Origin of the sequence: Planosporangium spinosum, from assembly GCF_049999945.1 — a bacterium.
Taxonomy (GTDB): domain Bacteria; phylum Actinomycetota; class Actinomycetes; order Mycobacteriales; family Micromonosporaceae; genus Planosporangium; species Planosporangium spinosum.
Genome location: NZ_JBLYUB010000016.1, coordinates 1 through 22,736 on the forward strand (window position 1 = coordinate 1; position 22,736 = coordinate 22,736).

Below are 22,736 nucleotides of genomic sequence, written 5' to 3' on the forward strand. Positions count from 1 at the left end.
GTCGACCGCCGACGGGCAGAACAAAAGAGCGACCCGGAGATCCGCCGCTGTCTCAAGCGCTACACCGCGCGCCGACTGTTCCGGTTGATGGAAACCGCCGCAGCGCTTGACAGGCCATAGAAGCGTCAACCGGAGTGACACGACGCCGCCACGGTCTACCCCGCCGTCTTCGACGAGCTGATCCCGCAGGCGTGGCACCACGTCGCGCAGTACGCCAACAGTCCGACTGAGGCTGACCACGGCCGCCTCACACACCGACTGAGACCGTTGCGCGAGCTACGAACGGACCAGACCGCACAAGTGATCATCGCCGTACATGCCTTCATGCGGAACGTGCGACGCGGCCACTACGAAGTCGCCGTCGACGCCCACCCGCCAAGCGGGTCGCCGCTGCGTTCGCCGAACTCGCCCAAGCGATCTGACCGCGGACCCAGCACGGTTTCCACACGTCCACCGGTCTCACCACGCAACGGCGCCTTCACGGCCAGGCGCGGCGGGCTCCGCTGCTGCAGCGGTAGCGGTCGAGGCGCGGATTCGCTGACCGTCGCCGGATTAGGCGCCAGGCGCGCGGTAGTCGACGGTCTGCTTGACCGCTTGGTCAACCTCTGCCGGGGTCAGCAGCACTACGGTCTTGGTGCTGGCTCCGCCGGCTGCGCCAATTGCGAGAGCGACTGCGGCGGCGGCCTTGTTGTCGGGCAGTTCGCAGATCACGTACGTGTCAGGCTCACCGAATCCGAAGTCGAACGACTCGAGGCGCCCGCCGACACTTTCGGCCATCCTCCGGACCGCCTCGACTCGCCCGCTGCCCCCGTCCTTGAGCAGTCCACGCAGCCCGTCGAGCGTGTAGGTTGCCTGGATCAGGAATCTGGGCATCGAGATCACCTCCTTCAACCGAGCGTAACCGCCGGGGCGTGTCAGCCGAAACGGCCCAAGCTGCGGATACGCAGGCGTTGTGTCCGGACGGGCGTCGGGCAAGCGTCCGGCGCTCAGCAGGGCCGTCCAGCCGATCATGAACGACGGCATTCCGCCGACGGCCCGGTTACCGGGCCGTCTGGATCCAGTCCCGGTAGTGCGTGGGCGCCAGGTGTGCGTCCGGGCCGGCGATGAGCACGTCACCGGTGACGCCCGCGAACATGCCGGCCGTGTCGTCGGTGATGACGGTCCGGTGGTCCTGCCGTGCCGCCAGGGTGATCCGGCCGAGTTCGTCGAGAGCGAAGACATCCGGGCCGGCAACGGTGCGGATGCCGCGCAGCGGCGTGCCGGTGGCGACGTCGACGACCGCGGCGGCGACGTCCGCGGCGGCGATCGGCTGAAGGCGGGTGGCGGGCAGGCGAACCGTGGTGTCGTCGGCACTCCAGGACACGACCGCGTCCATGAACTCGAAGAACTGGGTGGCGCGCACGATGGAGTACGGCGTGGGCCCCTGGCGGAGCAGGTCCTCCTGCAGGGCCTTGGCCCGGTAGTAGTCCAGGCGGGGCACCCGGTCCACGCCGACGATCGAGAGGATCACCTGGTGCCGGACACCGGCGTGCTCTCCCGCGGCCAACAGGTTGTTCATGGAGGTGCGGAAGAAGTCCAGGGAGGCCTCGTCGAACGTCGGCGAGTTCGCCACGTTGACCACGACGTCGGCGCCCTCCAGCGCCTGGTCCAGGCCCTTCCCCGTGATCAGGTCGACGCCGGTGGACGACGCCGCGGGGACGGCCCCGTGTCCGGCTGCGGTCAGCTTCTGGACCACCTGCGAGCCGATCAGTCCGGTACCGCCGATGACCGTGAGCCTCATGGCTTCCGCCTTTCACGGCGCGCCGCGGGGCACGCCAGGGTCGGTGAACACGGTCATCGGACTCTCCCGCTCGGCGCCTCGTACCGCTCGGCGCCTCGTACCGCTCGGCGCCTCGTACGGGTCGATCCGTCGCCGTACCCGAAGACCAGTCCCCCAAACGCGCCGCCGGATGCGTGTCCCCTCGATGTCGGACGTGCGACCACGATCGACGGTCACGACCTGGCGCGCGGACGTTTCCAGGCCGACATACGCCACCCATGGCGCTCCGACTGATCTTCAACGGGGGACCGCACGAGCGGCCGTTCGCGACCCGAAATCGAGATCCAGAAACGAGAAACCGCAGGCCACAGTCCTGCGGTCAACGCCAGAGCCGGTAATCATGAAACCGTTGCCCTATCCCCTGAGCTACGAGGGTGACGTGCACCGGGGTACCTGCCAGCGACGATCAGCGTGGGTCAGGGACGGTCCCCACCGATCAGCGGCGACAGCGCCGACCGGCGGTCGCACGCGCGAAGATCATCGATGTACCGGGATCGCTGGGCCGGCCGGTGGGAGTTGACCCCAGGGGCGGGCGACCAGCCGTGCGCAGCTGAGGGCGGCGACGAGCGCCGGGAGCGACAGCGGAACAGCACCGCAGATCGCTCCGCCGCAACACGGGCCGATCAGAACGAACAGCCGTTCCCCGGCGGAGATCACGTCACAGATGGTCGGCGGTGCCGGCCAGCGCGCACACCGCGACCAGGCGCAGCAGGTACGCCGGGGCGTGAGCCCAATCCACGCGGCCGGGGCCGGGCATCCGGTGTCCGGCGGCCATCGCCGTGGCGTGCACCTGCCGGGCGTGCTCGGCCAGCGCCCGCGCGGAGGTGACCTCGTCACCGAGTGCGTCGCGTACCGCCGCCGCGTGCTGGTCGATCGTCGCCATCAGTCCGGGGTCGCGGATGGCGGCCACCAGCCCGTCGACGCCCACCCAGCCCATCAGGGCGTCCAGGCACGCGCGTGCGACCTCCTCGACCACCATCGTGCTCGTCGTGTTGCCGTACTCACCGCTCGTCATGCCCCAGAGGCTATTGAGCAACAAGGGCATATGGCGGCTTGGAAACCGATCCGCACCCACCTGCCACCTGAACGCACACCATCGGCGTGGGGCGCCCTGACCTGCGCTGGTCGCCGACGGCATCAGTGTCGCAACCAACGAGTTGGTCTGGCGTCTGGGCCGGGGAGCGGGTGCGCCTGGAAAAGGAGCCCGTCACCGAGGAGAAGACCGTTGGCGGTGAGGTCCGCAAGGAGCACATTGTCGAGGAATAGGTGCCCGAGCAGAGCCGGAACAGGCGGCCCTGACGCCCGCAACCCCCGCATGCGGCGGTCCACGAGAAGTGATCTCGTAGACCGCCGCATGATCTTGCTGTGGCGACGGCCTGCGACCACCGTGCGCCTACCCGACGGATTCACCGCCCGGCTCAGCACTGCCACCCCCACCGGCACGCAGTCCCGCACCGGCTCGTCACGGGGATGCACTCGCCTTCCCCGCCGCCGCTGACCGGGTCGGATCAGCCGCCCTGCGGGATGATGCACTCCGCACAGCCGCGTGCGAGACCGACCGGCGAGTAGCCGAAGGACCACACAGGACCGTTTGCCGCGAAATCGGACGGGTATGGCGGCTCACATTCCGGTTCAGCCTCTGGACGCCGATCCGGTTGCCCCGCCCTGAGCGGCTGGCAACGATGTTCGCCACACTCGCGGGACACACCCGCTGGACTGTGTTCGACGCACCCCGCGACCGCACATGGGCGGGGTGAAGGCGATGGCCACCATCGACGACAGGTCACACCCGCTTTCTCGTGGAACTTCCGGACGTCAGCATCGAGCGACTGGTCAAGGAGTCCGAATGAGACACCGTGTGAGACATACCTCAAGCTCGCCGGTTGCCATGCAACACCGGCGGAGTACAGCGCCTTGGCGAAGTGACAGGACATCATCCCGGCCATCTCCGGCACTCACGTCGAGGTTGCCGCATGAGAGAATCGAGGGATGAACGGTATGCCGCCATTGTTGTGGCGGCCATCGCGCTGGTAGCAATCGTCGGCTTCTGGGCCGTTTCCTCTTCGATCACCAAACCGGACGCCGCGTCGGCCTCGCATCCGGCAATCGCCGAGGTGGCGGGGCTCGCGACAGCCGACCCCGGGGCGTCCCGCCTGCACATCCTCCCTGTACCCCGCGGCCCGTCGCCCGGTTCGACACTGTCCGCGCAGTACCCGCCGGCCTCACCTTCGCCAGGCACCCACGCGCCGGTCGCGGACCTCAGTCAGTCCCAGATGGACAACGCCGTTGCGATAGTCGAGGTTGGCCGGCAGATGAAGCTGCCACGTCAGGCGTTCGTGGTGGCCATCGCCACCGCGCTACAGGAAAGCGACCTGCATATCCTCGCCAATCCGGCCGTTCCGGCGTCGATGGGGCGTCCCCACCAGGGCGTGGATAACGACCACGATTCTGTTGGCCTATTCCAGCAGCGGCCGAACTGGGGACGCGTCGACCAGCGGATGGATCCGCGGGAATCCGCCCGGCTGTTCTACACCGCACTGATCGAGGTTCCCGACTGGGAGCAGATGGCCGTCACCGTCGCCGCGCAGACCATTCAGATGTCGGCGTTCCCGGAGGCGTACGGCAAACACCAGTCACGTGCCGAGCGGATCGTTGACGCCATTCTCTAGTCGGCGCGTACCCGGGCGGGATTGTCAGGCAGGGTACGCGAGGCACCGAGCAACGTGACGGAAGTTATGTCCGTAACTCGCGCAGATTGAGCCACCTACCGACGTGAAGGCGTCGTCGAGTATGCATTGAGTTACCACGCACCCGACACCAGCAACGAGGCCATGGCCAGTGCGCGCCAGGGACGCTCGCCGTCGATCAGCAGCAGCGGCCACCGCTGATCGCACCCCGCTCAGAGCGCCCGACGTGATCGGACTCGGTGATCACGGGCACGCGAGCGGGGTGCCCTCTGACGGTGAAGGCGCGAGGGCGGCCGGCAAACCTGCTCGCCGGCCGCCCTCTCCGCTGGCTGGGCCTGGTCAGCCCTGGTGCCACTTCTGGTTGGCGGTGCCGGCGCAGTCCCACAGTTGGAGCCTGGCGCCGTCGTTGCCGTTCCAGTCCTTGATGTCGACGCACTTGTTGGCCTGCGGGTTCACCAGGTCACCGGCCGCGGTGAACACGAACTGCTGGGCCGGATTGCCGCTGCACGTGGCGATCTGGATGGCCGCGCCGTTGGCGGTCGAGCCCCAGGCCACGTCCATGCACTGGTTGTTCTGCGTCTTGACCGCACCGCCGGTGAACGTCCAGGACTGGGCGTTCGAGCCGTTGCAGGTGTACATCTGCAACTGGGCACCGTCGACGAAGTTGGCGCCCGGCACGTCGATGCACTTGCCGTTCCAGTTGCTGATCAGCCTGGTCCCGCCAGTCGGCGGAGGCGGGGTCGTGCCGCCGCCACCGCCGGTGAAGGCGTTGAGGGTGATCCCGGCCGAGCGCGGGTCACCGTCGTGGACCAGCGACTCGAAGTTGCCGACGTCGTCGAAGGCGAAGGCGTACGCCTTACCGTCGGCCATGTTCGCGTGGATGATCTTCGCGTACTGGTTGGTGGGGTTGTTCCGGTAGAAGTCGGCCGCGTTGGTGCTCGGCTGGGTGTCGATCGTGCCGAGCGTGCCGCGGTTGAGCGCGGCGCACAGCGTGCGGGCGATCGGACCGACGACCTGGTCGTTCGGCGCGCCCAGGTTGCCGTCGCAGCCCCAGACGTTGGCCGAGGTCGGCTTGTTGAACGAGGCGACCTGCTGCCCGGCGGCGTTGGTGAAGTTCATGACGTTGCCCGAGGTCCGGCCGAAGTACTTGATGTTGGGCTGGTCGCCGAACGGGACGACGGTCAGGGTCTTGCTCGTGTAGGCGCTCCACGCCGAGTTGATGTACGAGTCGAGGTAGGTGGTGCTGAGCTGCCCGGCGTCGGCGGCCTTACCGGGGGCCAACACGCGCAGCACCGTGCCGTCGGAGCGGGTGTAGACGGCGCCGGCCCAGCCCGGCTGCGCCTTGATGCCGTTGATCACATTGTCGCGGCCGTTGGCGACCAGCGTGCCGGTCGACTTCGTGGCGCCGGCGCCGTTGGTCACGCTCACCGTGTGCGGCACCGCGAACATGTCGACCTGGGAGCTGTTGAGCCACAGGCCGGCGTCGTTGTAGGTGAACTCGCTCCAGTCGAACAGGATGTCGCGGTTGGAGTCGCCGGCGGCCCACGGCGCCGGCTGGACGAGGCCGTCGGGGGTGAGGAAGAAGTTCAGCTTCCGACCCAGGGAGAAGTAGACCCGGCCGGACATGCCGCGCGGCACCTGGATCGTCGTACTGCCGCCGTTGCCGGCACCCGCGATCGCCACGTCGGGGGCCGGGGTCGGCGGGTTGCCGCCCGCCGGCCACGGGGTGAAGGTGCCGCCCGCGTTCGCGTAACCGAGCCGCCCGGTGTTCAGGTTGACGCCGATCACGTACAGGTAGACCGCGTCCCCGCGACCGGTGTTGTTGGTGACCGTGACCGGCAACAGGTTGGGGCCGACGGCCGCCGTGGCGGGCGTCACCGCGGCCCAGACGCCGGCGGCGACCACGCCGGCCGCGGCGACCGCTGTTAACAACTTTCTTCGGATATGCACCGGCTACTCCTCGGTCACGTTGGTGGCACTGCTCGATAGCCCATGCCGTACCGGATGGGCGTCGGCGGGCTGCTGTGGGTGTGCGCCACGCCCGCGGGGTCACCCCCCGGGACGGTGGGAGAGCGCTCTCACAGGATCGGATAATGATCGTTCCGTGTCAATAAATCTCTGCCCCTGCCCGATCCTCGCCGGCACCGCTCAACCGGTTTCAGCAGGCGCCGTTGTCGGTCCAGACGCCCTGGGCGTTCGCGCCCGGAACATCACCCTGCGTCCACCACTTCGCCGTCCACGCGTGCCCGTTGTACGACACCGTCTGCCCACCCGAGTACGCCGTAGTCGAATTCCAGGCCGCCGGACACGACCCACCACCCCCCGGCGACGACGTCGTACCACCGCCGCAGGTGCCCTGGTCGGCCCACACGTCCGCGCTACCGGGCGTCTCGTTCTGCGTCCACCACTTCGCCTTCCACGTGTGCCCGTTGTACGACACCGTCTGCCCACCCGAGTACGCCACGGAGGCACTCCACGCCGGCGCGGAACACGAACCCGGCGGAGGCGTCGGGCCGGCCGTCGGCGGGGCGGTGGTACCGGTCGGCGGGGTCACCGGCGGCGTCGCGCCGGCGAACCTGGCCGAGAACTTGGTGAACTCCCAGTCGCTCTGCGGAACGCTGCTGCAGGTACCGGAGGTGGTGGACTGGTTGGGGTCCGGGCACTGCCGGTCGCGGTTGACCGACCAGTTCGTGTACCGGGCCAGGTGGTGCGAGGTGGCGTAGTCCAGCGTCTGCTGGAAGTCGGCCTGCCGGAAGTACTCGCCGACGTCGCTGCGGCCGTTCATCTGCGAGATGCCCTCGTGGGCGTACGCGGTGGCGCTGTCCCACCCGAAGGTGTTCATGAGGATGCCATGGAACGCTTCGAGCGCGCTGATCTGCGCGCTCGCGCCATTGAAGCCGCCGTCGAACGGCATGATCGAGAAGTTGGCGGGGGTGAACCCGCTGCTCTTCGCCTCGTTGAGCATCTGCTGACCGAACCAGCCGGTACCGGCCGACGTACCGGCCGTCGTCACCGACACGTACAGACCCGGGTTGTTCCGTTGGAGGATCTTCGCGGCGCCGATCTCGTTGTGGATGGCGGCCGCGTTCTCGTACTCGGGCTCCTCCAGGTCGAAGTCGATCGCCTTCAGGCTGTACTTCGAGATGACCTGCTGGTACGCCGCCGCGGTAGCCTCCGGCGAGCCGCACGTCTGGCCCAGTTTGGTGCCGCCGTAACCGCCGATCGAGACGCTGACGTCACCACCGGCCGCCCGGATACGGCCGATCAGACCGGCCGCCTCCGTGTCGGCCGCGACGGGGCGGGTACCGTCCCAGGTCGGCGAACAGCCGCCGCCGTTGGGCGCGAGGATGAACGCGAGCTGGAATGCCTTCTGTCCGGTGGCGTTCATGACCGCGACGGCGTCCGGCGGGTTGTTGTCGAAGGGCATCAGGTACGGAGCCGACGCGTACCAGTTGTCGGTCAGCGCCGCATGCGCGCCGGTCGCCTGAGCGATGCCGAACGCCGCCGCACCCGCTACCGCCAGGCCGGTCATGGTGACCGGTATGAGCTTTCTACGCTGCACCTGTTCCTCCCAGGAGACCTCGCCCGGCGGGGCCACGGGATCGGACTCCCCGGAAGCCGGCCGCCGGCGGCGCACCAAAAACTGTTAACAAACCTAATCTATCGGCAGCGTTAGATCAATCGATCGGCTTCACCCCTTCGCCACCTGCGAACGAGGGCCGATCCTCGACCACCGGCCGACGCACAACCGGATGCGCCAGGCCGCCGGCCCCCCCTTTTGTTTCTGTTAAGAATGTTGACTGGAACGCGGGCGGTGCGGTTGAGTCATCGCCATCTCACTCGCCGACCGGACACGGCCGCTCGCCGGCCGAGTCGGCCCCGACCTTCCCCGTTTTGCAGCTGTGCGTCCGCTTCGCACGAAAGGTGATCATGTCCAAGAAGCGTCTCCTGGCGTTCGTCGCCACGGTCGGCGTGACGGTGGCCGGCGCCGCCGCCGCGCTGGTCCCCATGGTGGCCTCGAACGCCGCCGTCGCCTGCGCCGCCGCCTACAGCTCGACCGCCGTCTACACCGGCGGCGCGAACGTCTCTTACCAGGGCCGGAACTGGACCGCGAAGTGGTGGACCCAGGGCGAGGCGCCGAGCACCGGCGGCTCCGGCGTGTGGGCCGACCAGGGCGAGTGCGGCTCCGGCGGCGGCACCAACCCGCCGCCGGGCAACGGCGGGGGTACCTGCAACTACCCGAACTGGTCCGCCGGCACGTACTACGCCGCCGGCTCGATCGTTAAGTACACCAACGGGCAGTACTACAAGGCCAGCCACGACAACCCCGGCTACGACCCGGTCATCAGCACCTGGTACTGGGACCCGTACACCTGCGCTGGCGGCGGCACCAACCCGCCGCCGGGCAACGGCGGCAACGACGGCGGCTTCGTCGTCAGCGAGGCGCAGTTCAACCAGATGTTCCCGGGCCGCAACAGCTTCTACACCTACGCCGGTCTGGTCGACGCGCTGAAGAAGTACCCGTCCTTCGCCAACACCGGCAGCGACACGGTGCGCAAGCAGGAGGTCGCCGCGTTCCTGGCCAACATCGGCCACGAGACCGGGGGCCTGGTCCACATCGACGAGCTGAACCAGGCGGTCTGGGGCACGTACTGCGACCGCAGCCAGCCGTACGGCTGCCCCGCCGGCCAGACCGCGTACCACGGCCGCGGCCCGATCCAGCTCAGCTGGAACTTCAACTACAAGGCCGCCGGTGACGCGCTCGGCATCGACCTGCTCAACCACCCGGACCTGGTCTCCACCAACGCCTCCATCTCCTGGCAGACCGGCATCTGGTACTGGATGACCGGCACCGGCAGCGCCGGCACCACGTCGCACAACGCGATGGTCAACGGTTCCGGCTTCGGTACCACGATCCGGGCGATCAACGGCATCGAGTGCAACGGCGGCCACCCGGACCAGATGCAGCACCGGGTCCAGCTCTACCAGAGCTTCACCCAGATCCTCGGCGTACCCACCGGGGGCAACCTCACCTGCTGACGTACGCGGTGACGACTCGACAGGGGGTGCGGTCGCCCGACCGCACCCCCTGTCGACGCGTTGGTGATCCTCTCCCGCACGGCGGGGATGCTGAGGCGCATCACCGGGGGCCTGGCCGAGGACCTGATCGAGCGCGCCGCCGACGTGGTCCCGAAGCAGCGACGCACGCTGCTGCGGTGTCTCCGCGACGCCCCACTGAACCTGATCCACCTGAGGACCATGATGGCGGTCACCGAAGCAAGAACCGACCGCGGACCGGCGCGGCGCGGCCGGTGAGCGAGGATCGACGCCGGCTCCGGACTGCCGCGACGACCGGTCCGTTTGGCCGGGCCGGGAAGCGGAGATCCTATGCGCATGCGTAGATGGCCGATCGGTCTGGCTGTGTGGTTGCTCGTACTCGCGGGTGCCGAGGTCGCCGCCGTCGTGGCGGTCTGCCACTTCTTCGTGCAGTCCAGACACGGGCAACTGCTGGATGCGTTGGCCCTGAACGGAAACCGGATCGGTCAGTCCCAGGTGGAGGGACCTGTCGACACGATCCTCAACACCATGTCGGTCCTGTCGTTGGCGGTCGCCACGGCGGTCGTCGGCTTCATCGCGCTGATCCGGCGCCGGATCGCGGTCGCCGTCGGCGCGATCCTCCTCATCGTCGGCGCCAACGTGATGACCCAGGTCCTCAAACAGATCATCTACCGGCCGGAGCTGGGCGTCGATCTGGAGCGGGCGGCCGCCGGCAACAGCCTGCCCAGCGGACACACCACCATCGCCGCGTCGATCGCGGTCGCGTTCATGCTGGTACTGCCGCCCCGGCTGCGCGGCGTCGGCGCGGTGCTCGGCGCCCTGTTCGCCGCGGCTGCGGGGGTCGCGACCCTGTCGGCCGGCTGGCACCGACCCAGCGACGCGATCGCCGCCCTGCTCATCGTCGGCGCCTGGGCCTGCGCCATCGGACTGTTCATCGTCATAGCGCAGCACCCCCACGGCGGCGTCGACTACGGCCCGTCGAACCGGCTCGCGGTACGCCTGCTCGCCGTCACCGGCCTCGTGCTGCTGGCCGGCGCCGGGCTCGCGCTGGTACTGACCGAACAGGTGCTGTCCACCCCGCCCGACGAGTTGAGCGGGTACCGGCTGCTGACCGCCTATGCCGGTGGCGCGATGGGCATCGCCGGTACGGCGGGTGTCGTGCTGGCGACCGTGCTGGCGACCGTCCACCGGGTCGTGCCACGGGTCGTGCCCTCAGCCGTCGAGGCCACAAGGGAGCCGGTGGTCCTGGCGAGCTGAACCCGCATCGGTCGCCCGGCCGTGCGGGGAGACCACCTCGGCGGCACCGGAGCGGGGCGCCCCGTCGCTGCGTCTGACGCAGCGGCGGGGCGCCCCGGTTGCCCGGATGGACCCGGCGGGAACAGCATCCACGCCGGTGGACCGACGGCCAGCAGCGCGGTCAGGGCGGGAACCGGCCGATCACCGCGCTGCGGACCTGTCGTGCCAGGTAGTTACTCATTCAGCGCTCGGCGCCGGCGCGCCAGGACGACGCTGCCCACGGTGAGCAGGCCCGCGGCGGCCATCGACAGGAGAACGGTGCGGTTACCGGACCCGGCGGTGCCGCCACCGCCGGCGCTGACCGCACCGGTCGGCGTCACGGTAGCCGTCGTCGTGGTCACCGTCACGGTAGCCGTCGTCGTGGTCGGTGCCGCGGTCGGCGCCGTCGTGGTGGGCGCCGCAGTCGGCGCCGTCGTGGTGGGCGCCGCCGTGGTCGGCGTCCCGGACGCCGCGTCGGTTTCCTGGCCGAGCGGACGGCTGGCCATCGCGACGCCGCCGGTACCTGCCACAACGGCGGCGGCAACCGACATCAGCATCACCGAAAGCGCCACCGCCGCCGACAGTCTCCACCACACCCGGCTGGGCCGGCGAACAGGACTCGTCGCCTGCTGTGGCGATGCATCTCGAATCAGCTTGTGCACCATTACCCCCTGAGATCACAGAGTCGGATGACAGACCTTGGACTGCTGGGGTTTCGCCTGGTACGACCACGCGTGGTGCGAACTGTTCGCCGGCGTGAGGCGAGCTACGCCATCGGTACTAGGCCGGCGATATGGGAGGTACCCGGGACTCTGGCGGGGTATCCACCGAGGCGCGGATTTAATGGACGGCTGCCCGCCCCTGATGGAGGGTCCGAGGCAACGGCTCGGCGGCCGACGGCGGGCCACGTGCGGTACGGGTGGCGCGGAGAACCACCGGAACCGGCGGGCGCCCGCTTCACCCGAGGGGGGTGATGACGGGAAACGGCCGACCATGCAGGTTGGAGGGTGCCTGACCTGAGGGCAGAGCAATGATCACGTGATCCGCAAGAAACCCGTCTCGATAACACGACTGTCGAAGGGGAACTCATGACTACTGCGGAGAACCAGCGTGTTCGAGAATCTCAGATTCCCGGGCGCGAGGGTGGGGGGATGACCGAGTACCCGCTGCTGCTCGCCGCGTTGATGGGCCGACGCGAACGCGGCGAGTCGATGATCGAGCACCCGTTGCTGCTCGCCGCCATGATGGGCCGACGCGAACGCGGCGAGTCGATGATCGAAAACCCGCTGCTGCTCGCCGCCATGATGGGCCGACGCGAACGCGGCGAGTCAATGATCGAACACCCCCTACTCCTCGCCGCCATGATGGGCCGACGCGAACGCGGCGAGTCAATCATCGAACACCCCCTACTCCTCGCCGCCATGATGGGCCGACGCGAACGCGGCGAGTCAATCATCGAACACCCCCTACTCCTCGCCGCCATGATGAGCCGACGCGAACGCGGCGAGTCAATGATCGAAAACCCCCTGATGCTCGCCGCCATGATGGGTCGGCGTGAGGAGCGCGGCGACGGTCTGAGCGAGAACCCACTGCTGCTCGCCGCCATGCTGGGGCGCAACTAGGAACCGGCCGGGTACCCGTAGCCCGCTGTCGCGGGCTACGCCGCGGTCCGCTGCGGCCGGACCAGCAACCTTCGGTGCTGTCGCAGGTGGGCGAAGCGTCCCACGGTACCGATCTGAACCCTTCGCCCACGCGGGCATCACCGTCCGGCCCTTCCCTGGGATGAACGACTGGACGGTGGTTCATCACGACGGGACACAGAGGAATCATCATGACGACTGAACCTGGCAGAATGGCGGGACACGACCCGGTCGAAGCGTTGATCGACGACCTGATCCACCACATCCTGACCGAGGCGGGCCAGCCCGCCGCCGCGACACGCGGCAGAGGGCCGATTGCGGGCTTGATCGACATGGTCACGGCGTCGTCCCGCACCGGGTCGCGCACGTCGATGATCGAGAGGCTGCTGCTCGCCCAGATGATGGCCGGCGCGTTGGCCGATGCTCTCGCGCCCGCCCTGGCAGAGACCCTGACCCCCGAGATTATGAAGGCGCTGGAGAACTACCCGCCCGGCGAGCCGGCCGGCAAGGAACCCGCCGCCGCGGGAGTTTCCCGGGAGAAGGGGCGCAAGCAGGAGGAGAAGTAACGGGTACGATCCGGCACCCGACGCGTGCCGGTCGGGTACGTCGACGCACTGCCGGTCCGGCGGGCAGGTCCCCGCCGGCCGGCCGGTACGACGCGGTAGCCGACCGCCGGCCCCAGCCCGGCGCGCCCTGACGACAGTGCGGGCGCGACAGTGCGGTCGCGACGCCGGTGATGTTCTCGGCGATCTGGGTGGATCCGGTGGCGGCTTCATTGACGCTACGGGCGATTTCGCTGGTGGTCGACGTCTGCTCCGCCACGGCGGCGATGGTCGTCGGGTACCCGTTGACCTTCTCGATCACCTCGGCGATCTCCCCGATCGCCCGCGCGGCCGCCCCGGTGTCGGTCTGGATGGCCTCGACCCGCCGGGAGATGTCACCGGTGACCTTCGCGGGCCTCCTGGGCGAGGTCCTTGACCTCGGTGGCGACCACGGCGAAGCCCTTGCCGGCGCAGCCGGGCGGTGGCGGCGTCGAGGTTGGTGGCCATCCGGCCGATCTCGTCGCGGCTGGAGACACCGACCGAACGGGTCAGGTCGGCCAGGGCAAGGTTGATCTTGTCAATCGCCGACTGACCTCGGTCCGGGCCCGCCGGAACGCCGCGAGGTCGTCGTTACGCGCGGCCGGGATCTTCGTGGTGTCGCGGATCTGCCGGTACTCGGCGAACGCCTTCGCCGTGGCCGCTTTCTGGGCCGCACCACGGTTCGCCCACCGCGCCACCTGCGCATACCTGATGGCTGAGCCGGCGGGGACCGGTACCGGGCATAACTGATCGGCATAGCCGACAATATGGCGATAAGCGGACGCTCGGAATCTCCCACCGTCCCGATTCGGTTACGCTTTGTGACCTAAAAGTGGAGCAAACCGCTTGATCTTCACCCAATCGCGTTGGACTACCGCAACGACAGGAGCCGGCATGGGGATTCGGCCATGACACGCGCCTCGACCGCCGCCCGCGCCCTCGGCGTACTGGTGGTGGCCGTGCTGCTCGTGCTCGGGCCGACCCTCGGAAACGCCGTGGCGCGAGCCGCCACGGCGTCCACCGCCGCCGAGATCGGTCACGGCCACGAGCAGTGCGACGAGTGCCGCGACCGCCTCCTCAGCGGTACCGGCACGGTGGTGCCACGTTCCACGCCGGGCGCCCCCGAGCCACGGGCCACTGGCGGCTACCCCGGTACGGCGGTCGCCGCGACCGCCGCCCGGCCCGCACCCGCCCAGGTCACCGGTCATGACGACCACAACCGGCGACTGGCCGCCCTACAGGTCTTCCGCCGCTGACCGGGCCGCTGGCGCACCTCTGCCCAGCCGCCCTTCTCACTCACCCCTCGTTCGACACCGCGTCAGAGCGCGCCCTCGCGCGCGTCGCGGGAGTGACAGCAGCAGGAGTCCCTTCATGCAGTCGTTGATCGACCATGCCCGCGTTTTCCACCAGCGGATCGCCAGCCGGAGCGAGCAGCGCGAAGAGTTCGCACGTCTCGCGTCGGGGCAGCAGCCGCAGGCCCTTTTCATCACCTGCTCGGACTCGCGGGTGATACCAGCGATGATCATGTCGGCCCGCCCGGGCGAACTGTTCGAACTGCGCACGGCCGGCAGCATGGTGCCGCCGCCGTCCGGGCACCCCTCCGGCGAAGCCGCCACCATCGAGTACGCCATCGAGGTGCTCGGGGTAACCGATGTGGTGGTGTGCGGCCACTCCCACTGCGGGGCGGTCCGCGCCCTGACAGAGGACGCCGACCTCACCGCCACGCCGGCCCTGCGGACCTGGCTGGCCCATGCCGCCCCGCCGGGCATCTCCGCGGCCGGTACCAGCACGATCACCCGCGCGGTGCAGCACAACGTCCTGGTCCAACGTGAACGCCTGGCCTCCTACCCGTGCGTCCGGCGGCGCCTGTCCGCCGGCGCGGCACACCGGATCCGGCTGCACGGCTGGTTCTACGAGATCGACAGCGGCGCCGTGCTCGCCCACCGCCCCGAAGCCCGAGCGTTCCTCCCCCTGTAGACCGGAAGGTAGTGATCCATGCGCGCCAGATTCCTTCCTGACGCCCGGACCCTGCGCCAGGACTTCTCCGCCTCCCTCGTCGTGTTCCTCGTCGCCCTGCCCCTGTGCCTGGGGGTGGCCGTCGCCTCCGGTGTACCCGCCGAACTGGGCCTGGTGACCGGCATCGTCGGCGGCCTCGTGGTCGGTGTCATGCGGGGCAGCAGCCTCCAGGTCAGCGGCCCGGCCGCCGGCCTCACCGTCCTGGTGTACGAGGCCGTACAGACCCACGGCATAGCCCGGCTCGGCATGATCGTTCTGGCCGCCGGCGCCCTGCAGATGCTGCTGGGTGCCCTGCGGATGGGCCGCTGGTTCCGGGCGATCTCGTCCTCGGTGGTGTCCGGCATGCTTGCCGGCATCGGCCTCGTGCTGATGGTCGGCCAGGCGTACACCCTGTTCGACCGCGCCGCGCCCGGCGGGGCGCTGGCGAACCTGGCCGGGCTGCCCGCCCTGGTCGCCAGCGTGGACACGCCCGCCGCGGCCGCGCTCGGTGTCGGCACGATCGCCGTCATGGCGGGGTGGCGGTACGCGCCGCGGCGGCTGCGGGTCATACCCGCCCCGCTGGTCGGGGTCGCGCTCGCCACCGCCGCCGCGGCCGCCCTGCGCCTGCCGGTGGAGCGCCTCGAGGTACGTGGCCTGATGGACGCCGTACGGCTCCCCGGCCTGGCCGACCTCGAAGCGTTCACGTCGGCCGGCGTGCTGGGCACCGCCCTGGCCTTCGCGCTGATCGCCTCCGCCGAGAGCCTGTTCAGCGCGGCGGCGGTGGATCGCATGCACAACGGACCGCGTACCGACTACGACCGGGAACTGTTCGCCCAGGGCACCGGGAACGCCGTGTGCGGTCTGCTCGGCGCGCTGCCCATGACCGCGGTCATCGTCCGCAGCGCCGCCAACGTGCAGGCGGGGGCCGCCACCAAGGCCTCCCGCATCCTGCACGGCGCCTGGCTGCTGCTGTTCGCCGTGCTGCTGCCGGCCGCGCTCGGGGTCATCCCGATGGCCGCCCTCGCGGGCGTGTTGGTGTACTCCGGCGCGAAGCTGGTGCCGCTGCGCGCCGCGGCCGAGCTCTGGCGGGCCAACCGCGGGGAGGCGCTGGTACTGACCGCGACGGCGGTCACGATCGTGGCGACCAACCTGCTGGAGGGCGTACTGGTCGGTCTGCTCCTGTCGCTGGTCAAGTGCGCCGGGGACGTCTCCCACGTCCAGGTCCACGTCAACGAGCGGGCCGACAGCATCCGCGTCCGGATCACCGGCAACGCCACGTTCATGCGCCTGCCCCGGATCCTCGATGCCCTCGAGGCGGTCCCCCACGGCCGGCCGGTCGAGCTCGACGTCTCCGGGCTGCGCCACGTCGACCACACCTGCCGGGCCGCGCTGGTCACCTGGGCGGCCAACCGCAACCACGGTAGCTGCCGGGTGGACCTGCCGGAGTACCTGTCCGCCGTCTCCGCCGCGGCGCACTGACCTTCCGCGTCGCGATCACCGCCCCGCCGGCACTCCCGCCGGCATCCGCCGATCCCCGGTCGGCCGTCGCCGCGGCGGCACCGATGGCCGACCGGGGTCGGTCCGGCTCGACCGTCCGGCGGGTCAGGGCCGGCCGGGCTCAGCTCCGGTCGAGGGCGACGGCCTGTGCGACGTAGTCCCGCAGAGCCGCCTCGTTGATCCCGTCCATCGTTTTGATCTTCACGTGTCGGGTCTTCTTACCGACGCCTTCGAGCAGGCCGTGAGGGTCCTCGAACTCCGCACCGCGCTCGAAGGCGAAGGTGAGGTGGGTCTTGCTCTGGCTGATGACCGCGAGGATCTTCCTACCCCGCCAGGCGGGCGAGCCGTAGGTGAGGCATTCGGTGGCGGTGGCTGCGGCGTCGGCCATCAGCGCGCGCAGGGCGGCGACGATCTCCCGGTACTTCGGGTCGAGCTTGGTCTCGACGTAGGCGTCGACTTCGCTACTGGTCATAGCTCCATCGAACACCGTCACACACAAATCCTCCACGACGAGCGCCACGCGGCCGCGTACCCCGGCGCGCCGGCCCGGCAACGCGGCGTCACCGAGCCCGGCTGCACGCTCATCCGGTGCGCCATAGCATGCCGGCATGGGGGAATGGGGCAAACGCGACGACATGACCGTGCACTCGGCCGACCCCTACAACGCCGAACCGCCCCGCGCCGCACTCGACGGCTCGCCGCTGACCCCGGTGGACACCTTCTACGTCCGTAGCCACGCCCCCGTCCCCCGGATCGACCCCGGCGCCTGGCGGCTGGAGGTGGACGGTCTGGTCCAGCGGCCCCTCACGCTGTCGCTGGCCGAGCTGCGCCGCCGCTTCGACACCCGCACCCTGGTGGCCACGCTGGTGTGCGCGGGCAACCGCCGGGCCGAACTGATCGAGATTCGCCCACTTCCGGGGGAGGAGCCGTGGGGGCCGGGCGCGGTCTCCACCGCCCGCTGGACGGGAGCCGCGCTGGCCGACGTACTCGCGGCGGCCGGCCTGCTGCCGGCCGCCGGGCACGTCGCCTTCACCGCACCGGACGTATCGCCACTGGCCCGCCCGCCACAGCCGTTCGGTGCGTCCATCCCGGTCGCCAAAGCGATGGCCGGTGAGGTCCTGCTGGCCTGGGCGATGAACGGCACGCCGCTGCCGGCGGCCCACGGCGCGCCGGTACGCGTGGTGGTACCGGGCTACATCGGCGCCCGCAGCGTCAAGTGGGTGCGGCGCATCACCGCCCGGGAGCACCCCTCGGACAGCTACTTCCAGACCACTGATTACCGGCTCCTGCCCGCCGCGGCGGACCCGGCCGCGGCCGGCCCCGACGGACTGTCCCTGAGCATCGTCGCGGTCAATGCCGCCATCCTGCACCCCGACGGCCGCCGACCGCTGCCGGCCGGACCGACCCGGGTCAGCGGGTACGCGCTCGCCGGCGAAGACCGCGGCGTCGCCCGGGTCGACGTCTCCGTCGACGGTGGCCAGCACTGGCAGCAGGCGGACCTCGACGCCGACGCGGGGCCCTGGGCCTGGCGGCTGTGGCAGACGATCGTCGACCTCCCCCTCGGGCCGGCCGAGATCGTTGCCCGCGCCTGGGACACCAGCGCCACCACCCAGCCCGAACACGCCGCACCCCTGTGGAACCCGAAGGGGTACGTCAACAACTCCTGGTCCCGGGTGCGCGTCACCGGCCAGCGCATCTGAGCCGTCGGCGCGGCCGCCCCCGCCGCCGGGACGCCTTGAGCGGTCCGGCTGAAGCCTTGAGCGGCTCGGCTGAAGCCTTGAGGGGTTCGGCTGCGATGCAACCGGGACGCAACTGAACGCGACCGGTAGCGGCACCCTCCGTAAATGACGGTATCCCCAGTCCGCCGGTGAGCCTTCACGGCCGCCGACCCGAGGGGAAACCGATGACCACTTCTGCCGCCGCCGAGTCGCCGCGCACCGCCACGCCGTCGCCGCGTTCGATCGAGGACCTGGTGCGTAGCCACCTCCCACTGGTCGGCCACCTTGTCCGCGAGATGCTGGGCCGCCTGCCCGCCCACGTCAGCCGCGAAGACCTCGTCTCCGCCGGCATGGCCGCCCTCGCCACCGCCGCCAAGGCCTACGACCCCGACCGCGGCACCCCCTTCGGCAGCTTCGCCACCGCCCGCATCCGCGGCGCCCTCCTCGACGAACTCCGCGGCCTCGACTGGGCCAGCCGCTCCGTACGCTCCCGCGCCCGCCGCATCGACACCGCCGCCCAGCACCTCACCGCCACCCTCGGCCGCACCCCCACCACCGCCGAACTCGCCGAAACCCTCGGCGTCGCCGTCGACGACATCAAAGCCACCGACGACGACGTCCAACGCGCCGTCGTCCTCAGCCTCCAGGGCTTCGCCGCCGGCACCGCCGAAGACCTCGTCCCCGAACGCGCCGCCGGCCCCGAAGACCTCCTCCTGCACCGCGAACGCATCGGCTACCTCCACCACGCCATCGACGCCCTCCCCGACCGGCTCCGCCTGGTGGTCACCGCCTACTTCTTCGACGAACGCCCCATGACCGAGATCGCCGCCGAACTCGGCGTCACCGAATCCCGCGTCTCCCAACTACGCGCCGAAGCCCTCGTCCTGCTCCGCGACGGCCTCAACACCCACCTCGACCCCGACCTGATGGCCGAACCCGACCGCCCCGGCGGCTGCGTCGCCCGCCGCCGCGAGGCCTACTACTCCGCCATCGCCACCCGCGGCGACCTCCGCGCCCGCCTCGAACTGACCACCCAACTCGGCCTACCCGTCGCCCACACCGCCTAAATCCATGATCCTGAAGGCTTCGTGGTGCCCTGCCCCTTCACGATCACCGGACGGTCGAGCCGGCGGCCGCGGAACGGTCGAGCCGGTCCGCGGCCGAGGAGTTCCGGTCACGGCTCGACGACGCGCCACCCGCCGACCCGCGACCCGCGTCGTACCCGGCGCAGCCCGAGGCCGATCATGAGCAGCGCACCGCCGACGGCCAACGCCGTGCCCACGGCCGGGCCGGTGACCGGCAGGGTGTGACCGCCGGTACCGGCGTGGCGGACCGGGGCGGGCGCGGTCGGTACGTCGCCGAAGGCCGATGCCGGCTGGACCGACACGCCGCCGTCGGCGACGGCCGGCTGCTGGTCGGTCGTCGAGGCCGCAGCCACCTGGTCGGCGACCTGCATCTGATCGCCGGCGGTTGACCGGTCGGCCCCGGCCGTCGGCACCGTGCCCGGAGCGGCCGGGGTGGTCCGGCTCGGCGCGGCGCCAGCAGCGGGGTGACCGGCCGCGGTCCGGGTCGGCGTCGCGGCGGGGGTCGGATGGCCGGGCGTACTCCGGGTCGGCTGAGCCGTGGCGGTCGGATGGCCGGGCGTACTCCCGGTCGGCTGAGCCGTGGCGGTCGGATGGCCGGGCGTACTCCGGGTCGGCTGAGCCGTGGCGGTCGGGCGCGGGGTGGCCTGGGTCGGCGAGGCGCCGGCCGTACTACGGGTCGCGCTCGGAGTGCCGGACGGCGCCGGGACCGGTGGGACGGCGGCGGCGAACCGGGCGTCCACCGCGACGCCCTTCTTGTCGGTCACGACCGTCACCGGATTCGGCACCTTGAGGAGCTTGCCGCAGCCGAGTTCGTCGAACGTACCGGCCAACCGCTGCGCGAGGAACGCGAAAAGGTCGCTGGCCACACCCGGGTTCGGTGAGCTGGCGCGCCGGGTCAGCGCGCGGTCGGCCTGTACCCGCGCCGGCCCCGCCGTGGCCACGTTGCGGCAGTACGCCTCCGGCCGGTCGACCGCGGAGTCCACCGGCCGCTGCCCGACCCCGGCACGGTACAGGTTGGCCTTGGCCACGCTGGTCCGACCGTCGACGGTGGCCATCGGGTCGCTGATCGGCACCAGCGCGACCGGCTCGGCCTGGAACGCGGCGGCCTGCAGTTCGTTGAGCGCGAGCGCCGTCGTCGTGCGGCCCGGCTGGGCCAGGTCCGGGGCGGTGTACGGGGTGCAGCCCAGCGCCGGGTCGACGAAGTCGTCGAGCAGCGCGTTGTCGCTGCCGTTGATTACGATCTTGGCGCCCCGGGCGGCCAGCGCCGCCCGGTTGGCCGCGGTGTTCTGCGCGGTACTTCCGTCCGCGAGGAACAGGTACGTGCTGGTCACGTTGTCGCTCTGGTCCATGTCGACCAGGCCGAAGTCGCGTACGGTCGGGCAGGGCAGGCCGTTCCGGGCGGTACCCGGGTGCGGGATGGTCAGCCGCCCGGCGGCGACGGCGGAGGAGGCGGCGGCGAAGAAGGCCCCCGCGTTGCAGTAGGCGAACTGCCCGAATGCCGACGCGCCGAGGCCGTTGACGCACCGGCCGGCGGCGAGACTGTCGCTGGTGCCCCGCAGCACCAGGTTGTCGCCGTTGAAGCCGAACCACAGACCCACCACGGCACCGGCCGGCAGCGACGGCCGGGCGGGCGCGACCGCCGGCCGTTTCCCCCGGTCCACCACCAGCGGGTCGTACACCGACACCTGCCCGGTGGCCGGGTCGATGATCGTGCCCTGCACGAACGCCGCCGTGTCCGGGTCGGCCTCGTGGCAGGGACCCATCAGCTCGTACGGTGTGGCCAGGCCCGCGGCGCTCAACGGATCGGCCGGCACCACGAGCGTGCAGGTAATCCCGGCCGCCTGGTCGTCCTGTGCCGCGAACGCCATTCGTCCACCGAGGACGATCAGCGTGAGCAGACTGGCGAACAGCGCGACTTTCCAGACCCGTCCCCGCCGGCGGACGGTTCGCCCGCGCGGGCGGGTACGGTACGGCGTCGTTCTCCTCTGCCCAGCCATGTCATGCCCCCTTGAGTGCGGCGGCCAGGGGTGCACGGCGCCGCCGTGACAGGCCCCCGGCAGTGGAAGGACGGCGCTCCCGCCGTCGCCGCAACGGCCGTACCGGTGATCAGGTCGGCCGTAGGTTACCGCCGATGTCGACGCTGGCCGGGGCGCCTAAGGAAGTCCTCAGGTCGATTTGCCGACCGCCTTAACAACCGCGTCCGCGCCGCCCCGGCGGGCACCTGACGGGGCCGGTAGGATCTGCCCGGGGCGGCCCTCGGACGGATTCGTCACCGCCGGACGGCATGCCCCGCCGCCGAGGTGGTGGTGCCGGTGCGGTACGGGTGCGGGACGGTCTCAGACCCGCCCGACCGCGGGTACCGGCGATACGCTCAGTTTGTCTCCGCCCGCACCGATCTCCGGAGTCGACACCCGTGCTTGCCGCCGCCCTCGACGGGCTCAACAGCGCTGTACCCAGCACCCCGACGCCCTGCTACCTGGTCTCCATCGCCGCCACCACCCTGCTCGCCGCAGGTCTCTGGCTACGTTTCCTCAGCGGCCGCTGACCCGGAGGTGGCCGCTGACCCGGAGGCGGCCGCTGACCCGGAGGCGGCCGCTGACCCGGAGGCGGCCGCTGACCCGGAGGCGGCCGCTGACCGGCTGACGATCGACAGCCAGGTCGCCGCATCCCGGGAACTGGCCGCCACGGGAGCGAAGCTGAGCGGCAGCGAAACGGCGCGGTTCGACGTCACGATTGCGGAGTTCGAACCGCTGTTCTTCAACCACATGGTCCCGGTGCCGGGGTACCGCATCGGCGACGGGATCACACTGAGCGAGCGCGACGTCCCGCGACTGACCGAGGCCTTCTTCGCCGAACTCGAGCGCACGTTGGGGGAGTTCGCCGACCGGCCGGCCGGCCGCACACGGGTCGGCCGCGTCCGACAGCATCCGACACTGTCCGAAACCGATCGGGATCGTTCGTCGTCGCTCCGGTCACGCCTCACCGGACGGCTGCCGCTCGCGCAGCGACCCCCGGATGAGGTAGAGCACCTCGTCGGCGCCGAAGGGCTTGGCCAGGTAGTAGTCCGCGCCGTCGGCCCAGGCCCGGGCTGCGGAATCCGGGTCGGCCGCCGCGGTGAGCATGATGACCGGCACCCGGCGGCCCGGCCGGCTGCGAATGTCGCGGAGGACGCCGTAGCCGTCGAGGCCGGGCATCATGACGTCGAGGACGACGCAGTCCGGCAGGCACTCGTCGAGCGCGCTGACCGCGGCCAGCCCGTCCACCGCCACCCGTACGTCGTGCCCGTCCAACTCCAGCACGTCGGCGAGCAGTTGACGGATCGCCGAGTCGTCGTCGACCACCAGGACCTGAGCCATTGTGCCCTCACTCTTCTCCGGCCGA

The 22,736-nt window shown here is 70.6% G+C and carries 23 protein-coding genes and 2 pseudogenes; 14 read left to right on the plus strand and 11 right to left on the minus strand.

Features of this window, described 5'->3' with window-relative positions; genetic code table 11:
- Positions 1-153: 153 nt before the first annotated feature.
- Positions 154-336 (plus strand): annotated as a pseudogene (locus tag ACNTMW_RS20795) (DDE-type integrase/transposase/recombinase); the annotation flags it as partial.
- Positions 337-552: 216 nt separating this feature from the next.
- Here the strand turns inward: ACNTMW_RS20795 and ACNTMW_RS20800 are convergent.
- The 3 genes from ACNTMW_RS20800 to ACNTMW_RS20810 form a co-directional block, all read right to left on the minus strand.
- Complete coding sequence (locus ACNTMW_RS20800; protein ID WP_426635374.1) at positions 553-1,011, minus strand: GYD domain-containing protein; 459 nt, start codon at positions 1,009-1,011, stop codon at positions 553-555.
- Positions 1,012-1,039: 28 nt separating this feature from the next.
- The gene (locus ACNTMW_RS20805) at positions 1,040-1,780 is read right to left on the minus strand and encodes an SDR family oxidoreductase (protein WP_426635375.1); all 741 of its coding nucleotides are present in this window, start codon (positions 1,778-1,780) and stop codon (positions 1,040-1,042) included.
- 697 nt (positions 1,781-2,477) lie between these two features.
- Positions 2,478-2,834 carry a DUF6401 family natural product biosynthesis protein gene (locus ACNTMW_RS20810; protein WP_426635376.1) on the minus strand — a complete coding sequence of 119 codons (357 nt, stop codon included), beginning with the start codon at positions 2,832-2,834 and terminating at the stop codon, positions 2,478-2,480.
- A 958-nt stretch (positions 2,835-3,792) separates the two neighbouring features.
- Here ACNTMW_RS20810 and ACNTMW_RS20815 point away from each other — a divergent pair.
- Entirely contained in the window at positions 3,793-4,488 is a 696-nt protein-coding gene (locus ACNTMW_RS20815; RefSeq protein ID WP_426635377.1) for a hypothetical protein, read from the plus strand.
- Positions 4,489-4,845: 357 nt separating this feature from the next.
- On the opposite strand, the gene ACNTMW_RS20820 is transcribed toward ACNTMW_RS20815, so the two are convergent.
- Both ACNTMW_RS20820 and ACNTMW_RS20825 read right to left on the minus strand, forming a co-directional pair.
- The gene (locus tag ACNTMW_RS20820) at positions 4,846-6,456 is read right to left on the minus strand and encodes a glycoside hydrolase family 64 protein (protein WP_426635378.1); all 1,611 of its coding nucleotides are present in this window, start codon (positions 6,454-6,456) and stop codon (positions 4,846-4,848) included.
- Positions 6,457-6,664: 208 nt separating this feature from the next.
- Positions 6,665-8,068, minus strand: a complete 1,404-nt coding sequence (locus tag ACNTMW_RS20825) for a chitinase (protein ID WP_426635379.1) — start codon at positions 8,066-8,068, stop codon at positions 6,665-6,667.
- A 368-nt stretch (positions 8,069-8,436) separates the two neighbouring features.
- Between ACNTMW_RS20825 and ACNTMW_RS20830 the strand changes: the two genes are divergently transcribed.
- From ACNTMW_RS20830 to ACNTMW_RS20855, 6 genes are all read left to right on the plus strand, one after another.
- Positions 8,437-9,546 carry a glycoside hydrolase family 19 protein gene (locus ACNTMW_RS20830; RefSeq protein WP_426635380.1) on the plus strand — a complete coding sequence of 370 codons (1,110 nt, stop codon included), beginning with the start codon at positions 8,437-8,439 and terminating at the stop codon, positions 9,544-9,546.
- A gap of 60 nt (positions 9,547-9,606) precedes the next feature.
- Entirely contained in the window at positions 9,607-9,822 is a 216-nt protein-coding gene (locus tag ACNTMW_RS20835; protein WP_426635381.1) for a flavoprotein, read from the plus strand.
- A 78-nt stretch (positions 9,823-9,900) separates the two neighbouring features.
- Positions 9,901-10,821, plus strand: coding sequence for a phosphatase PAP2 family protein (locus ACNTMW_RS20840; RefSeq protein WP_426635382.1), 921 nt, complete (start codon positions 9,901-9,903; stop codon positions 10,819-10,821).
- A 261-nt stretch (positions 10,822-11,082) separates the two neighbouring features.
- Positions 11,083-11,514 (plus strand): hypothetical protein, encoded by a 432-nt coding sequence (locus tag ACNTMW_RS20845; protein ID WP_426635383.1) that lies wholly within the window; start codon positions 11,083-11,085, stop codon positions 11,512-11,514.
- 476 nt (positions 11,515-11,990) lie between these two features.
- The gene (locus ACNTMW_RS20850) at positions 11,991-12,461 is read left to right on the plus strand and encodes a hypothetical protein (RefSeq protein WP_426635384.1); all 471 of its coding nucleotides are present in this window, start codon (positions 11,991-11,993) and stop codon (positions 12,459-12,461) included.
- A 230-nt stretch (positions 12,462-12,691) separates the two neighbouring features.
- The gene (locus tag ACNTMW_RS20855; protein WP_426635385.1) at positions 12,692-13,045 is read left to right on the plus strand and encodes a hypothetical protein; all 354 of its coding nucleotides are present in this window, start codon (positions 12,692-12,694) and stop codon (positions 13,043-13,045) included.
- Positions 13,046-13,196: 151 nt separating this feature from the next.
- On the opposite strand, the pseudogene ACNTMW_RS20860 reads toward ACNTMW_RS20855, so the two are convergent.
- Positions 13,197-13,497, minus strand: a pseudogene (locus tag ACNTMW_RS20860) (methyl-accepting chemotaxis protein); the annotation flags it as partial.
- 72 nt (positions 13,498-13,569) lie between these two features.
- The gene (locus ACNTMW_RS20865) at positions 13,570-13,758 is read right to left on the minus strand and encodes a hypothetical protein (protein WP_426635386.1); all 189 of its coding nucleotides are present in this window, start codon (positions 13,756-13,758) and stop codon (positions 13,570-13,572) included.
- A gap of 210 nt (positions 13,759-13,968) precedes the next feature.
- Between ACNTMW_RS20865 and ACNTMW_RS20870 the strand changes: the two genes are divergently transcribed.
- From ACNTMW_RS20870 to ACNTMW_RS20880, 3 genes are all read left to right on the plus strand, one after another.
- Complete coding sequence (locus tag ACNTMW_RS20870) at positions 13,969-14,316, plus strand: hypothetical protein (RefSeq protein WP_426635388.1); 348 nt, start codon at positions 13,969-13,971, stop codon at positions 14,314-14,316.
- Positions 14,317-14,431: 115 nt separating this feature from the next.
- Positions 14,432-15,037 (plus strand): carbonic anhydrase, encoded by a 606-nt coding sequence (locus tag ACNTMW_RS20875; protein WP_426635389.1) that lies wholly within the window; start codon positions 14,432-14,434, stop codon positions 15,035-15,037.
- Between the two features lie 18 nt (positions 15,038-15,055).
- Positions 15,056-16,534, plus strand: coding sequence for a SulP family inorganic anion transporter (locus ACNTMW_RS20880; protein WP_426635390.1), 1,479 nt, complete (start codon positions 15,056-15,058; stop codon positions 16,532-16,534).
- Between the two features lie 139 nt (positions 16,535-16,673).
- On the opposite strand, the gene ACNTMW_RS20885 is transcribed toward ACNTMW_RS20880, so the two are convergent.
- Positions 16,674-17,024 (minus strand): DUF1801 domain-containing protein, encoded by a 351-nt coding sequence (locus ACNTMW_RS20885; protein ID WP_426635392.1) that lies wholly within the window; start codon positions 17,022-17,024, stop codon positions 16,674-16,676.
- A gap of 136 nt (positions 17,025-17,160) precedes the next feature.
- Here ACNTMW_RS20885 and ACNTMW_RS20890 point away from each other — a divergent pair, with 136 nt between their 5' ends.
- Positions 17,161-18,252, plus strand: a complete 1,092-nt coding sequence (locus ACNTMW_RS20890; RefSeq protein ID WP_426635393.1) for a sulfite oxidase — start codon at positions 17,161-17,163, stop codon at positions 18,250-18,252.
- Positions 18,253-18,455: 203 nt separating this feature from the next.
- Positions 18,456-19,337 (plus strand): sigma-70 family RNA polymerase sigma factor, encoded by an 882-nt coding sequence (locus ACNTMW_RS20895; RefSeq protein ID WP_426635394.1) that lies wholly within the window; start codon positions 18,456-18,458, stop codon positions 19,335-19,337.
- Positions 19,338-19,444: 107 nt separating this feature from the next.
- Here ACNTMW_RS20895 and ACNTMW_RS20900 read toward each other — a convergent pair whose 3' ends face one another.
- On the minus strand, positions 19,445-21,352 hold the full coding sequence (locus ACNTMW_RS20900; protein WP_426635395.1) for a hypothetical protein: 1,908 nt from the start codon (positions 21,350-21,352) through the stop codon (positions 19,445-19,447).
- 416 nt (positions 21,353-21,768) lie between these two features.
- Between ACNTMW_RS20900 and ACNTMW_RS20905 the strand changes: the two genes are divergently transcribed.
- A complete protein-coding gene (locus tag ACNTMW_RS20905) occupies positions 21,769-21,900 on the plus strand; it encodes a hypothetical protein (protein ID WP_426635396.1) in 132 nt (43 codons plus the stop codon).
- Here ACNTMW_RS20905 and ACNTMW_RS20910 read toward each other — a convergent pair.
- Positions 21,887-22,282, minus strand: coding sequence for a hypothetical protein (locus ACNTMW_RS20910; protein WP_426635397.1), 396 nt, complete (start codon positions 22,280-22,282; stop codon positions 21,887-21,889). The genes ACNTMW_RS20905 and ACNTMW_RS20910 overlap by 14 nt on opposite strands.
- A gap of 45 nt (positions 22,283-22,327) precedes the next feature.
- Positions 22,328-22,711 (minus strand): response regulator transcription factor, encoded by a 384-nt coding sequence (locus tag ACNTMW_RS20915; RefSeq protein WP_426635398.1) that lies wholly within the window; start codon positions 22,709-22,711, stop codon positions 22,328-22,330.
- Positions 22,712-22,736 lie beyond the last annotated feature (25 nt).

What these genes read in the sequence shown, in the direction of transcription:
- ACNTMW_RS20805 (WP_426635375.1), bottom strand. Translation starts at nt 1,780, where the DNA reads ATGAGGCTCACGGTCATCGGCGGTACCGGACTGATCGGCTCGCAGGTG.
- ACNTMW_RS20890 (WP_426635393.1), top strand. Translation starts at nt 17,161, where the DNA reads ATGGGGGAATGGGGCAAACGCGACGACATGACCGTGCACTCGGCCGAC.
- ACNTMW_RS20800 (WP_426635374.1), bottom strand. Translation starts at nt 1,011, where the DNA reads ATGATCGGCTGGACGGCCCTGCTGAGCGCCGGACGCTTGCCCGACGCC.
- ACNTMW_RS20830 (WP_426635380.1), top strand. Translation starts at nt 8,437, where the DNA reads ATGTCCAAGAAGCGTCTCCTGGCGTTCGTCGCCACGGTCGGCGTGACG.
- ACNTMW_RS20810 (WP_426635376.1), bottom strand. Translation starts at nt 2,834, where the DNA reads ATGACGAGCGGTGAGTACGGCAACACGACGAGCACGATGGTGGTCGAG.
- ACNTMW_RS20915 (WP_426635398.1), bottom strand. Translation starts at nt 22,711, where the DNA reads ATGGCTCAGGTCCTGGTGGTCGACGACGACTCGGCGATCCGTCAACTG.
- ACNTMW_RS20875 (WP_426635389.1), top strand. Translation starts at nt 14,432, where the DNA reads ATGCAGTCGTTGATCGACCATGCCCGCGTTTTCCACCAGCGGATCGCC.
- ACNTMW_RS20870 (WP_426635388.1), top strand. Translation starts at nt 13,969, where the DNA reads ATGACACGCGCCTCGACCGCCGCCCGCGCCCTCGGCGTACTGGTGGTG.
- ACNTMW_RS20885 (WP_426635392.1), bottom strand. Translation starts at nt 17,024, where the DNA reads ATGACCAGTAGCGAAGTCGACGCCTACGTCGAGACCAAGCTCGACCCG.
- ACNTMW_RS20895 (WP_426635394.1), top strand. Translation starts at nt 18,456, where the DNA reads ATGACCACTTCTGCCGCCGCCGAGTCGCCGCGCACCGCCACGCCGTCG.
- ACNTMW_RS20815 (WP_426635377.1), top strand. Translation starts at nt 3,793, where the DNA reads ATGAGAGAATCGAGGGATGAACGGTATGCCGCCATTGTTGTGGCGGCC.
- ACNTMW_RS20855 (WP_426635385.1), top strand. Translation starts at nt 12,692, where the DNA reads ATGGCGGGACACGACCCGGTCGAAGCGTTGATCGACGACCTGATCCAC.
- ACNTMW_RS20850 (WP_426635384.1), top strand. Translation starts at nt 11,991, where the DNA reads ATGACCGAGTACCCGCTGCTGCTCGCCGCGTTGATGGGCCGACGCGAA.
- ACNTMW_RS20880 (WP_426635390.1), top strand. Translation starts at nt 15,056, where the DNA reads ATGCGCGCCAGATTCCTTCCTGACGCCCGGACCCTGCGCCAGGACTTC.
- ACNTMW_RS20910 (WP_426635397.1), bottom strand. Translation starts at nt 22,282, where the DNA reads ATGCTGTCGGACGCGGCCGACCCGTGTGCGGCCGGCCGGCCGGTCGGC.
- ACNTMW_RS20900 (WP_426635395.1), bottom strand. Translation starts at nt 21,352, where the DNA reads ATGGCTGGGCAGAGGAGAACGACGCCGTACCGTACCCGCCCGCGCGGG.
- ACNTMW_RS20840 (WP_426635382.1), top strand. Translation starts at nt 9,901, where the DNA reads ATGCGTAGATGGCCGATCGGTCTGGCTGTGTGGTTGCTCGTACTCGCG.